Consider the following 13,153-nt stretch of genomic DNA (forward strand, 5'->3'; position numbering starts at 1 on the left):
CACCGACTATTTGCAACAGTGCCGCGAAAATGACCTGTGGGATCGTGATGAAATGCCCTTGAACATGCCGATGTCCCGAATAGTAAATTCGAGCGAGCTTTCGCCTCGTGACCACTTGGATATCCGGTATAAAAAAGTAGAAAAAAGCCTGTCCAGATCCTCATCGTTTACGGCTTCCCAAGCCTCAACGACAGCCACTTTCATAGCAGCGGACTCATCGTGCATTTCGCGCAGGTGGTGTGCTTTGAGCAAGTCGTGAGGGGCAAGCGGTTTGCCGCGATAGTTCTGGGAATCAAAGACACGAAATGCCTCATCAATATCGTCCGTCACAATACGCACCAACTGACATTTGTGACAGATAAAATCCAAAAACTCTTTTTTATCTTCCAACTGCGACAGGCGCCTTTGAAGCTCTATCCAAACTAGGGAGACAGGAGTGTCGCTGTTACCAGACATCGAAATTTGATGATTTATCGGATCTAAGGCCGCAAGAATCATTCGCAAAGTCAGCAGGCGCTGCTGCCCGTCGACTACATTGAGATACTCACCATCATCGTGAAGAATGATTGCACCCAAAACATAGGGAATATCTTTTCGTTCGGTATCTCGAAGAGCTTCGCTGATATCATCCACCAGTTGTAGAGCAGTCGATACATCCCAACTGTATGGGCGTTGATAGTTCGGTATCCGAAGGCCTTGCTTGAGTAGTTCATCCACGGTGACTGCACTAACACCGTTCTCTCCGTTAATCGCCATTCCTATGTCCCTTCATTGACGCTTTTCTATTTTCTCAGCGTATTTTCCGCAAACTTTATTCACCTATATGGATACTTCGATTCCGAGTGGCGGCTGTCTTGTTCACAATTTCTATCACGAGGTGCTCCTCTGGCGCATATTTAACGATCTGGGGCAAGGGTCGAGAGAGCGGTTCTGATCAAAGCGAGCATCGATGGCATCAGCACAGCGCTGCAATGCACCCGGTTGTCGATACCATGGCATTTGCTGATACGGTCACATGGTATTTGCTATATCTTCGATTCAGCGTCGGCCTTAAACCATAAAAAATGCCATTGATAATGCAGTCATATCATCAATGGCACTCACTAAATCAAATAAAACAATAGGCTAAATAATAGCCTCACTCCCACTCTATTATCAACTGCCTATATATCATATTAATTTACTTAGATTAAATATCAAATAAAATATCAATGCCATGACTAATGCCATATCTAAAAAATATGAACACAGGGTACATCTCCTGCTTATCTCACGCAGCCTAGAAACAGCATTACGATCCGATAAGCTGGCTCATAGCAAGACAGTACCCTCGGGTCGGGGTCTACTTCGCCGTGTAGTAGGGCGTTTCGCATAGCGTAGATCGTTTCAATCAATCCCGACAATAGCTCTTCAGGGGAGCACTGAAACTCCATCGCCCCGACTTGCAGGCGATCGGCTCCACCACGCAGTAGGTCGCGCCTCGGGCGCGGGTTGCAGCCGTCATAGAGCTGCCGCAGCGTCGTTTGCTGGGCTTTAGAGAGGTTCGCAGTAAAGTCTGCATGGCCATAGATCGTGTTCGGCTCATAATGCACCTGAACGTGCTGGAATTTCACGTTTCCATTGCGAACTGAGGTGACGGTGATCTGGATGTTTCCGCCCGCGATCTTCGGTGATGCTGCCAACTTACTGATTTAGTGTATGATGGTGTTTTTGAGGTGCTCCAGTGGCTTCTGTTTCTATCAGCTGTCCCTCCTGTTCAGCTACTGACGGGGTGGTGCGTAACGGCAAAAGCACCGCCGGACATCAGCGCTATCTCTGCTCTCACTGCCGTAAAACATGGCAACTGCAGTTCACTTACACCGCTTCTCAACCCGGTACGCACCAGAAAATCATTGATATGGCCATGAATGGTGTTGGATGCCGGGCAACCGCCCGCATTATGGGCGTTGGCCTCAACACGATTTTACGTCACTTAAAAAACTCAGGCCGCAGTCGGTAACCTCGCGCATACAGCCGGGCAGTGACGTCATCGTCTGCGCGGAAATGGACGAACAGTGGGGCTATGTCGGGGCTAAATCGCGCCAGCGCTGGCTGTTTTACGCGTATGACAGGCTCCGGAAGACGGTTTGCGCACGTATTCGGTGAACGCACTATGCCGACGCTGGGGCGTTTTATGAGCCTGCTGTCACCCTTTGACGTGGTGATATGGATGACGGATGGCTGGCCGCTGTATGAATCCCGCCTGAAGGGAAAGCTGCACGTAATCAGCAAGCGATATACGCAGCGAATTGAGCGGCATAACCTGAATCTGAGGCAGCACCTGGCACGGCTGGGACGGAAGTCGCTGTCGTTCTCAAAATCGGTGGAGCTGCATGACAAAGTCATCGGGCATTATCTGAACATAAAACACTATCAATAAGTTGGAGTCATTACCCTCAGAACCATTGTTAAAGCGGTACTGGGTAGATTTGAAGTCAATATCAGACCCCTCACTCTTATAACGCAGCATATTTAACAATTTGTCCATTTCAGTTCTCTTGCTTAGGTTTCATTAACATATTTTAAATAAGCCACTGTCTGAGTGATTGTGTCTGGTACGCAGAACAAACAGGACCTTCATTCAGTTGCTCCACTCAAACTGTGATTAGCTACTTCCGCTTTTTTCACAAAGCGGACGATATCCCGTTAAAGCGCTTGCATATACTGTAAAACAAAATTCAATACCCGGTAAAAGAAAGCTTGGCTTCCAGCCAGTAATATGAGGTCCTGTTTGCTTGTTGTACTGTCCCCTCATCCGTAGACAAATTTCATCCTCGCAGAGAGGCCTATTAGAAAGTCTTCGGGCTTAATCCATAGAGGAAGTTGTGGCGTCAGATATGATTGCAGGGCACTTCAATGTAATCAAATATATCCTGCCGGGCCATGGCCCGGGCTTGATATATTCACTTCCTTACACGCACTTATATGAGTAAACAAGAAACGATGCTGCCTTAGCATTATCCCAGCAATTGCTACTTTAGACATGCTTTAGCTCTAACATTGGAACAATACTACTCTTTTGTACCTTTGCCGATGTCGGCATGGTACTCACCTTCACAAATTCAATGACAGCCATATGGTAATTTTTTACTAATTTTTGGCGCGCCATTATGAAGTTAGTCGAGTGACCTGCCCCCAGGATTAGATACAACCGTCAGTTAGTAAGGTCGGTTTGTTTACCTTCACATTTTCCATTTCGCCACCGTGCTGCAAACTCTGATGGCGTCTGATAATTCAGTGCTGAATGTGGACGACACTCGTTATAATCCTGCCGCCAGTCATTAATGATTTTCCTTGCGTGAACGATATCGCTGAACCAGTGCTCATTCAGGCATTCATCGCGAAATCGTCCGTTAAAGCTCTCAATAAATCCGTTCTGCGTTGGCTTCCCGGCTGGATTAAGCGCAACTCAACACCATGCTCAAAGGCCCATTGATCCAGTGCACGGCAAGTGAACTCCGGCCCCTGGTCAGTTCTTATCGTCGCCGGATAGCCTCGAAACAGTGCAATGCTGTCCAGAATACGCGAGACCTGAACGCCTGAAATCCCAAAGGCAACAGTGACCGTCAGGCATTCCTTTGTGAAATCATCGACGCAGGTAAGACACTTGATCCTGCGACCGGTGGAAAGTGCGTCCATGACGAAATCCATCGACCAGGTCAGATTGGGCGCCGCCGGACGGAGCAGCGGCAGACGTTCTGTTGCCAGCACTTTACGACGTCTTCTGCGTTTTACGCCCAGGCCACTGAGGTGATAAAGCCGGTACACGCGCTTATGATTAACATGAAGCCCTTCACGGCGCAGCAACTGCCAAATACGACGGTAGCCAAAACGCCTGCGCTCCAGTGCCAGCTCAGTGATGCGCCCTGATAAATGCGCATCAGCAGCCGGACGGTGAGCCTCATAGCGGCAGGTCGACAGGGATAAACCTGTAAGCCTGCAGGCACGACGTTGCGACATACCGGTCGCATCACACATCAGCATCACGGCTTCCCGCTTCTGGTCTGTCGTCAGTACTTTCGCCCAAGAGCCACCTGAAGCGCCTCTTTATCCAGCATGGCTTCGGCAAGCAGCTTCTTGAGTCTGGCGTTCTCTTCCTCAAGCGACTTCAGGCGCTTAACTTCAGGCACCTCCATACCGCCATACTTCTTACGCCAGGTGTAAAACGTGGCATCGGAAATGGCATGCTTGCGGCAGAGTTCACGGGCGGGTACCCCAGCTTCGGCTTCGCGGAGAATACTGATGATCTGTTCGTCGGAAAAACGCTTCTTCATGGGGATGTCCTCATGTGGCTTATGAAGACATTACTAACATCGGGGTGTACTAATCAACGGGGAGCAGGTCACGAGCTATATATTGGCAATGTGAGAGTCAAGAGGCTGGATTTACATCATAAGTCTTTCAAGAAGCTACCCACATGTATATCCCCGTCACTGTGGATAAACAATCTATTGAGTCTTATTCATCTGCATAACCTGTGATAAGTAATGTCTCTGAAATCCCCAGATCATACAGTGTGACGAAATGCATGATGTGGCTATGCTGATGACGGAATGATGTTATTCACCCTGGGTTGTGAAAATAGCCTGGATTGGTTACTTGCCGGACGAAGGTCTGAACAGCGCGTAGCGGCAGCAATTGACCTTTAAAAACTGGAGGAGATTAAACCGAATACACTGCGAAATTTGACAAATTGTACTCAGTATACTCGGCTCTAATCCCGATCCATTACTATTCAATCGCCAGATATTTCAGTTCTGCTGCAAGATTATTCCGCTCTTCGTGATGCAATCATGTCAAAAATCAGTTCGTCATTGACATCAATGCAACCATGGTCCCAGGCTGATAACCTGACCAACGATGCAGGTGGGACCGTGGTCCCAGGCTGGAAACCTAAACAATGATGCAGGTGGGACCGTGGTCCCAGGCAGCTAAGCTGACCGACGACGCAGGTGGGACCGTGGTCCCAGAAAGATAACCTGACCGACGATGCAGGTGGGACCGTGGTCCCAGGCAGCTAAGCTGACCGACGATGCAGGTGGGACCGTGGTCCCAGAAAGATAACCTGACCGACGATGCAGGTGGGACCGTGGTCCCAGAAAGATAACCTGACCGACGACGCAGGTGGGACCGTGGTCCCAGGCAGCTAAGCTGACCGACGACGCAGGTGGGACCGTGGTCCCAGAAAGATAACCTGACCGACGATGCAGGTGGGACCGTGGTCTCAGAGAGAATATTTAGGCCAGTTATGTTTTCTGGCCTGTGAGAAAGGAAATGAAGTAAAGGGAGATAACCGTAGACTAAAGCGTGTCCGCATCAGACTCCTGGTTTCTCAAGCTCCTTAAGAATGGCTTCTATTTTCTCTATACACTCCACAGGAATGCGGGACCTATCCAGATTAAGCACCATTTTATCGCCCTTATACAATGCTGTTGCCCCTGGAGCAAACTGATGACGTGAGCTCAGATTAACCCTTGGAGAGGGAGATTGTTTCAGTACGGATGTTAAAAGACTAATGACCTCTTCAGCTTCAAAGATTAGTCCCGCTTTCTTCTGATCGTGGAGAGTCTCAGCCTGCTGCTTCAGTAATTCTTCTTTATCTGCAAAAGCCTTCTGAAGGGCTTCACCTGACCGGGCAGACAGTTCTCCAGGATGTGCAAACAGGGCAACAACGGATTTAGGCAGTTTGGCCGTATTAATACAGCGGGTAATGATCTTACGAGAGATGTTTTCCGCATCGGCAAGCGCAGAAATATTTCCTGCAAACTCATTCTGCAGCCGGCTTGTATAACGCAGGCCACGTTCATAAGCACTCGTCGGCCGATAATCGTTACCCAGTCGGGACAATGCAGCCATCTGCTCATCGTCCAGTTCACCAACCAGAACGCGATAATCACTTTCCGTCAGGATTGCGGCTTTACGGCGACGGCTGCCGTCTGCAATTTCTATGACATCAGAAACCCGGCGGCCGAAAGCTGGAGTCTGCTGACCGGTCAGTAAAAATGAAGGAATGAGATCATCCAGAGCATCTTCGGTAAGTAGTTCCTGATCGCGCTCATTGCCTGACCATACGCGTGAAGCGCTCTCAACAGAGTCTCCCCGGAGCACCTCAAGGGTAAATTTTACTTCCCGTCCACATACCGGAAGAGAGATAGCATTACCTCGGGCCATAGCACCCACGCGCGCAATTAATGAATCCACCATAGGTGCGGCTGGCGCCGGTGATGAAGTATCTTCAGTCGATTGAGTATGTGTGGTATGTCTTGGAATGACAGGAGCACGCTTCATTATCTAATCTCCCAGCGTGGTTTAATCAGACGATCAAAAATCTCATTGCAAACAGGTTCCCATATAGAGAGGGCATTACGCCAGGCGCCAGTTGAAGAACGTTGATCAATAGCCTGTTCAAAAACGGTTCTCATACGGATCTGACCTTTACCGACTTCATCCGTTTCGCGCACAACATTTTTAAGGACCATGCTTCCCCAGGCATCCCGAATTTGTTCTTCCATCCACGGGGACTGCGAGCCGTTATTATTACTGTATTTAGTAAGCAGAATACGGACATCTGGCTCAAAGCCTTTAAGATCCACGTTCTTAAGCAGGTCACGCAGCATATCGAAAAACTGCAGTGCGGAGGTGTAGTCGAAAAGCTCTGCCGGAGTAGGGACAATCAGTACATCAGCAGCGCATACAACATTTATCGTACCGATACCAAGGTTGGGTGCACTGTCGATAACTATCACATCATAATCATGAGCGATAGTTTCAATGGCCAGACGGAGCATCAGGTGCGGGTCAGCAGGTAATTTGCCTTCGTCAAATTTCCCCATCAGCTCGGTTTCAATGCGGTGCAGTGCCAGACAGGACGGGATGATATCAAGGCCAGGCCAGCAGGTGGGCTTTATAGCGTAGCTGGCGTCATCCTTTTCCCCAAGATAAAAGGGCAGGAGAGTGTCCTCAGCATGAATATGAAGATCGGGCACCCATCCGTGATACATAGAAGCAGTTCCCTGTGGGTCATTGCCTTCAACAAGCAGAACACGGAGTCCTTTCAGAGCAAGATCCTGAGCCAGGTGAACGGATACTGAGGTTTTGTAAACACCACCTTTGTGAGCAGCAACACCAATCACCGGCGGAAACGCATCTTCAGCACGGCGCAGTCGTGTACCAAATACATCCCGCATGTGATTGATTTGCTCGATGGTATAACCAACGCGTTGCTCAACTCTCCCACGGGTTTCCATATCAGGGTGCGGCAGCCGGCCAGCTTTCTCGGCATCCCTGATAGCCTGAGATGACACGCCAACTAAATCAGCTGCTTCACCAATCCTCCAGCGCCGGGTTATTTTCCGGGCTTCCGGACTGTCATCATTAAACTGCGCAATGGCGATTGCTTTCGTCATTTCATGACCAGCACTTATGCACTGGTTGAGTGTATCCATGAGTCCCATACTGAACATCCTTTAATCTTCACTTTGCATTATTTTATTAAATCTTGGAATTTATTGCAAAGCAACAATAAAAACGCAAAGTGCACGAAAAAGTGCAAAGTGAACCGCATTGGGTGATGCAAAGAACGCAGGGGATTACAAAAGAGTACATACCGCAGTCAATATTAATCACTGCCGCTCGCCGCAGTAAGCGATCTCACGGAGTGAGAAAGCGGCGAGGAAGCGGAAAATCACAGAATTCACAGATTGCACGTACGTCGGGTTGCTAAAGATGGCTCTGGATAAGCCAGTTATAATGAAATTGACTGCGGTATGTAATATATTGACTATGGTATGATGCTTACCGCATCTGTGTCGAGAAAGAGGAAAGACGACTCAGCATACCGCAGTCAATGTTTCATTGTTGTACCTGTAGATCTCAATCTTCCAGAGCGTATTCAGGAAAATCAGGCCAGGGTTCTGGATATCTGGTATGGCGCTTCCGGCCTTGTATCTGGGTTATTCATGGTCTCGATCCAATAATTGATCCCAAGGAGATCATAGTGAGATCCAAAAGAGATCCCCGGATCGCTCCAGCATGCGCTGTAACTGGCTTTAACGTCTGTCTGGATCGACTGCGGAATGTAAAATGTTGACTGTTATATGCATAATCTAATACTGTGATATGCAACGGTATTTACAGAGGTATGTATATCCGTTGACTGCGATACGTATTACTACATCCTTTTGTGGATAACCGTTGAGGATCAAGATGACGAGCGAAAATAACAGCTTACTTCTGAACCTTCAGGAAGTTGATAAGACAACCGGCGAAGTTGTTAAGCTGGATGTCAACAGCACCAGTACCGTGCAGCCAGTAGCGCTCATGAGACTCGGTCTCTTCGTCCCAACTCTGAAATCAACAGGGAAGAGCAAGGCGAACCGGAAAAACGTTACAGACGCGACTGAGGAGCTTGTACAGCTGTCCATTGCCAAAAGCGAAGGGTACACTGACGTTAAGATCACCGGTTCGCGTCTTGATATGGACACGGATTTTAAAGTCTGGCTGGGGATAATTCGCTCCATGTCGGAGTATGGGGTAAAAAGTGACACCCTGGAACTGTCGTTCGTCGAATTCGTTAAGATGTGCGGATTTGACTCCCGTCGTTCAAACAAAAAAATGCGCGATCGCATCAGTAATTCCCTGTTTAAACTCGCCTCGGTTACGTTGAAGTTCCAGAGCGAGACCAAAGGATGGACCACCCATCTGGTGCAGTCAGCCTATTATGACATCAACGAGGATATCGTTGAGATCAAGGCTGAACCTAAGCTGTTTGAGCTTTACCACATGGACAGAAGGGTACTGCTGCGGCTGAAAGCCATTGACGCCCTGCAGCGCAAGGAATCAGCCCAGGCGCTTTATACCTACATCGAAAGTCTTCCCCAGAATCCTGCACCTATTTCCATGAAACGGATGCGTGAGCGGCTGAATCTCACCTCAAATGTCTATACGCAGAACCACACGGTGCGTAAGGCGATGGAGCAGCTGCGGGATATTGGTTATCTGGATTACACCGAGTTTAAACGTGGCCGAGCCACCTATTTCAGCGTGCATTATCGCAACCCCAAACTCATCAGTGGCCCTGTGAAGGTTCCGCGCAATGAGGAAGAAGAGAAGGCGCCAGAGCAAAATTATGACGAAGTCATTAAGGCGCTGAAGGCTGCGGGCATCGATCCTCTTAAACTGGCTGAAGCCCTCTCAGCGATGAAGCCAGAAAATTGACTGCGATATGCATATCATGACTGCCGTATGCCGCTAAGGACATTCCATTGACTGTGATATGCATCACGCATACCGCAGTCAATATTTATTCTCTATCATGTCTGCCCGGATCGAACAATATTGACTGTAATATGTGATTTCGGGTCTTGATACGCAGATATTGACTACGGCATGCGGGTTTAACGGGGGTATTCCCTGGTCTGTTCACTATTTCATGGGTGATAACATGCCACAGTCAATTTTTCAGTAAAGCTCTATACCCCTTACGAAGATCTCAATCGGATGCTGAGACGGTCATGTTACCTGATGGTATCCGTTCCCCTGTGTACTGCAGATTTAGCCCGGCAGGATGAGACTGCAGCTGTTTGTATAACCCGGCGCCAGCTTCACGCTGCTAAATGCGATCAGGAAACGGGAGCCGGATGGCAGAAAAATGTGGGCCACAGATGGTCAATGACTGTCGCAGTTAACGGGATGATTCGCTGAGCTTTCAGGAAATAACGCACCGTGGGATGCACGGCCAGAATGCCTGCATTGTGCCCTGTCTTGTCTGCGGTATGTTGATGCCTGCAGGATTGCAGGTCACCGGGTAAGACCACGGCGGTTCAGTCATCAGCATGATGGACTGGTGTGCTGGAGCAGGGAGGGGGCTGAATGCGCTCTGCTCCTGTATTCCGTATTAGCGGAATACAGGACGTCATGCCAGGCGTGCCAATCTCAGCCGGCCGGGGGCAGGGAGCGAAGGATCTCCGCGGCATCGCGACCGTCACCGGTAAAGGGAACGGCCAGGGTGGCAGCCATGTCCAGCGCAAATACCCGGGTATAGACTTCCATCGAGCGCGGATCCTTATGCCCGGCCAGTGCCTGGATGACCTTCCTGGGCTGCCGGTGATAAAGCATGTGCATAATATAGCTGTGACGGAAAGTATGCGGCGTCACGGGGATCGAAAAATGCACGCCGTCAGCTTCAGCCCGCTTCACCGCATGTTTCAGCCAGTTGCGCATTGTCTCATCCGTGACCGGCCATAACGGCTCACGCCGGCGGGGGCGGGTGGTGACCATCCAGCTTTCCATCTGACGCACAAAACTGGCATCCGTCAGCGGCACCAGTCGCACTTCATCTTTTGGTGGCCGCCCGCGCCGCGCGCGCACTTTCTCCGACAGCACCCTAACAAACGGGCGCAGACCATCCAGGTCGAACGATTCCGGGGTGAGCGTCCGGGCTTCACCGATACGGATCCCGGTATTCCACATGGTGGCGAACAACATGTGGTGACGCTGGTCAGGCATATACCAGAGGAGGGCGCTCACTTCCGGCGCCAGGAGGTAAGCCGGCGTGGCACCTGTTGAGGTGGCCATCCGCCGGAGTGCCACCGCGGTCGCAAAATCAACGCCCGGGGCGATCGGCAGCAGGGAGACGCGTTCTGGTGAATTCTGCAGGGGAATGATGCTGTTCATGAGTTATTTTTCACGTAGCGCACGCACTGTTTATGGATACAGGTATTTTGCACCTGACGGGCCGATCCTGCCATGACAATAAATCGCAGCGCGCGGATCCTTTTGTTGTCTTATCCCGCATTATTGCGGGTAAAACCAAATACGTAAAGGATCCTTTTTCTGCTCAGATCCTCCATGAAGCCAGTAATGACGCGGGTTGATGGCTGTTTTACGGTTTTTGGGAGAATTGGAGTAATGCCAGGATGTACATGTTAGGCAGGAAACAGAAGAGAAGAGAGCGCTACGCGATTTCCGGCCTGGTACACCCCTGTAACCTTGCGGGATTTCGCGTAACGCTTTCATAAGTTTACAACAGAAGAGAAAAGATAATTGCTGAAAAATGAAGTCCGTAAGTTAAATAAAAAATCATGATCCGTCCGGCACTATGTACTTAGCTGTCGTTTAGGTCTTAGGTGTTTTTGCTAAATTACGATGGTATCCCTTGTAAGAGTAATCTGGCTTGTCCTGCACATCTTCAGGTGACAATTCAGTGCAATTTCAGGGATTAATCCTTTTGTCGTCTGCAGAATCTCTCTATAAACGGGCTGTTTGTTGGTTCGCCAGAAGGAAAAAATTTAGCGTCGCGCAGATTCAGGCTGTGTTGAACTTTTCTGTTCTGTATCAACAGTTCCTGTCTTAAGCTGATACAATATACCCTCAGTAGAAAATATTGGATAAGGAAACTATGTACCTTCCTGGACAATTTTCTTGAACCTTTCATGCCGTCTCGTCTTGTTCAGATTCAGAACTGCCATACGTTTCTTCAGCCACTGGTTTTCATAAGAAACCATGAAGATCAAGCATTAATGTCTTTACATTTATTTGAACAGATGCGCTTTAATTGTGCCACAAAAAATAAGTCATTGTAAGTTATGGCGATTTTTAATATACAAATCATTATGCATTCTGAATACATGGAAGTGTATAATGAGCGCTTCAGGTCACAGATGATTAGATGTAACAGTTCACTATTCATCATGATTTATTGGAAACTTGTTAAGTTTTATATGATTATGAGATATTGGGATTATTGAGTTCCAGGACAATTCTGATAAGATAGCGATAACCAACACTACCCTGCAATAACCACTCAAGATGAAAATTATGACAAACCATAAAGAAGAGAACAGGTTATTATCATTATATTCTATGGGGATCCTTGATACAAAATATGAAGAACGATTTGACAGATTGACGAGGATTGCCACCAAACTCTTTGATGTACCAATAGCACTTGTTTCATTAATTGATAGAGACAGGCAATGGTTTAAGTCATGTTATGGGCTGAAGATAAAAGAGACAGATAGAAGTGATTCATTTTGTACAATAGCAGTAGATCTTAGTGAACCATTAATAGTGCCCGATGCAAGCCTTGATCCAAGATTCAAAGAAAATAAATTAGTTAAAAATGATCCTTATATCCGGTTTTATGCAGGGCATCCCGTAAGACTGCCAGATGGTGAGATAGCTGGAACAATATGTATTATTGATACAGAACCAAGAGTATTAACCAGAGATGACTTCTTATTGCTTAAAGATTTAGCAGAAATCGTAGAGGATGAGTTTAGAATAATAAACGAAGCAACTACTGATCCTTTGACAGGTATATGTAACCGGCGTTCTTTCGCCCTAATGACGGATGAATCGTTAAGAAAAGCCAAAAAAAAGAAAAAAACATTCTGTGTTCTGATCATAGATCTCGATAATTTTAAACCAATCAATGATAACTTCGGTCATTCAGAAGGTAATGAAGTACTTTGCAATTTTGCAGATATGCTGGAAGATCTTAGTAGTTCAAAAAGCGTTGTTGCAAGATTAGGAGGTGATGAATTTGGTGTTCTATTACCCGAGTCAACCTATAAAGAAGCAGAAGAATTCCTTCATAAATTGAGGGCCGGGATTACCAGCTACAATCTTAATTCTCAAAAAAAATACAACATAGATTTTTCTGCAGGGATTATTGAATATGATGAGGAAATTCATACTGAATGCTCTGCTATCATGCAGGATGCAGACGAAAGAATGTATGAAATTAAAAAGGGAAAACGATAGTATATGAAAAAATAGGACATACAGCCCTATTTTTTTTGGCCCCTCAAAAAATCAATCAGTTGATCACCTGACAAAGGCTTCGAATAATAATAACCTTGAAATTCATCGCAATTCATATTTTTTAGCAATTCAAACTGTTCATTATTTTCCACACCTTCTGCGACTATACCTAAACTGAAAGCTTTTCCAAGAGACACTATGCTTCTTACAATAGATAAGTCCCGTGCAACGTGGGCAATACCACTAATGAATGTTCTGTCTAACTTAATCGCATCAAATGGAAATTCTCTTAGATAGTTGAGAGAGGAATATCCAGTCCCAAAATGGCTTTGTTGAATAAATCGAACTT

General features: G+C 47.5%; 8 protein-coding genes and 3 pseudogenes. 4 read left to right on the forward strand and 7 right to left on the reverse strand.

The genetic code is table 11. The annotated features are described in order from the left end of the window. Positions 1-24: 24 nt before the first annotated feature. Both KHQ28_RS20855 and KHQ28_RS20860 read right to left on the reverse strand, forming a co-directional pair. Positions 25-756: pseudogene (locus KHQ28_RS20855) on the reverse strand (DUF262 domain-containing protein); the annotation flags it as partial. A 509-nt stretch (positions 757-1,265) separates the two neighbouring features. Further along, positions 1,266-1,682 (reverse strand): hypothetical protein, encoded by a 417-nt coding sequence (locus tag KHQ28_RS20860; RefSeq protein ID WP_023157785.1) that lies wholly within the window; start codon positions 1,680-1,682, stop codon positions 1,266-1,268. A 41-nt stretch (positions 1,683-1,723) separates the two neighbouring features. Here KHQ28_RS20860 and KHQ28_RS29630 point away from each other — a divergent pair, with 41 nt between their 5' ends. Together KHQ28_RS29630 and KHQ28_RS29520 are read left to right on the forward strand one after the other, a co-directional pair. After that, the gene (locus KHQ28_RS29630) at positions 1,724-1,999 is read left to right on the forward strand and encodes an IS1-like element transposase (protein ID WP_000179213.1); all 276 of its coding nucleotides are present in this window, start codon (positions 1,724-1,726) and stop codon (positions 1,997-1,999) included. A gap of 44 nt (positions 2,000-2,043) precedes the next feature. Then, a pseudogene (locus KHQ28_RS29520) lies at positions 2,044-2,419 on the forward strand (IS1 family transposase). Positions 2,420-3,193: 774 nt separating this feature from the next. Here KHQ28_RS29520 and KHQ28_RS20870 read toward each other — a convergent pair. From KHQ28_RS20870 to sopA, 3 genes and pseudogenes are all read right to left on the reverse strand, one after another. Next, positions 3,194-4,313: pseudogene (locus KHQ28_RS20870) on the reverse strand (IS3 family transposase). Positions 4,314-5,355: 1,042 nt separating this feature from the next. Further along, entirely contained in the window at positions 5,356-6,327 is a 972-nt protein-coding gene (locus KHQ28_RS20875) for a ParB/RepB/Spo0J family plasmid partition protein (RefSeq protein ID WP_004182039.1), read from the reverse strand. After that, complete coding sequence (sopA, locus tag KHQ28_RS20880) at positions 6,327-7,493, reverse strand: plasmid-partitioning protein SopA (RefSeq protein WP_004182032.1); 1,167 nt, start codon at positions 7,491-7,493, stop codon at positions 6,327-6,329. The genes KHQ28_RS20875 and sopA overlap by 1 nt, the downstream gene beginning before the upstream one ends. A gap of 751 nt (positions 7,494-8,244) precedes the next feature. Between sopA and KHQ28_RS20885 the strand changes: the two genes are divergently transcribed. Further along, positions 8,245-9,255 carry a RepB family plasmid replication initiator protein gene (locus tag KHQ28_RS20885; RefSeq protein WP_004182030.1) on the forward strand — a complete coding sequence of 337 codons (1,011 nt, stop codon included), beginning with the start codon at positions 8,245-8,247 and terminating at the stop codon, positions 9,253-9,255. A gap of 717 nt (positions 9,256-9,972) precedes the next feature. Here the strand turns inward: KHQ28_RS20885 and KHQ28_RS20890 are convergent. Beyond that, a complete protein-coding gene (locus tag KHQ28_RS20890) occupies positions 9,973-10,713 on the reverse strand; it encodes a tyrosine-type recombinase/integrase (RefSeq protein WP_020324066.1) in 741 nt (246 codons plus the stop codon). Between the two features lie 1,143 nt (positions 10,714-11,856). Here KHQ28_RS20890 and KHQ28_RS20895 point away from each other — a divergent pair. Next, on the forward strand, positions 11,857-12,804 hold the full coding sequence (locus KHQ28_RS20895; protein ID WP_004182028.1) for a sensor domain-containing diguanylate cyclase: 948 nt from the start codon (positions 11,857-11,859) through the stop codon (positions 12,802-12,804). A 26-nt stretch (positions 12,805-12,830) separates the two neighbouring features. On the opposite strand, the gene KHQ28_RS20900 is transcribed toward KHQ28_RS20895, so the two are convergent. Further along, the coding region (locus KHQ28_RS20900; protein WP_004208779.1) for an EAL domain-containing protein at positions 12,831-13,153 on the reverse strand (323 nt) is incomplete at its 5' end.

This window comes from Klebsiella sp. 28 (assembly GCF_018223905.1).
Taxonomy (GTDB): domain Bacteria; phylum Pseudomonadota; class Gammaproteobacteria; order Enterobacterales; family Enterobacteriaceae; genus Klebsiella; species Klebsiella pneumoniae.

Coding starts and splice junctions, on each gene's coding strand:
- KHQ28_RS20875 (WP_004182039.1), bottom strand. CDS start 6,327: ATGAAGCGTGCTCCTGTCATTCCAAGACATACCACACATACTCAATCG.
- sopA (WP_004182032.1), bottom strand. CDS start 7,493: ATGGGACTCATGGATACACTCAACCAGTGCATAAGTGCTGGTCATGAA.
- KHQ28_RS20885 (WP_004182030.1), top strand. CDS start 8,245: ATGACGAGCGAAAATAACAGCTTACTTCTGAACCTTCAGGAAGTTGAT.
- KHQ28_RS20890 (WP_020324066.1), bottom strand. CDS start 10,713: ATGAACAGCATCATTCCCCTGCAGAATTCACCAGAACGCGTCTCCCTG.
- KHQ28_RS20895 (WP_004182028.1), top strand. CDS start 11,857: ATGACAAACCATAAAGAAGAGAACAGGTTATTATCATTATATTCTATG.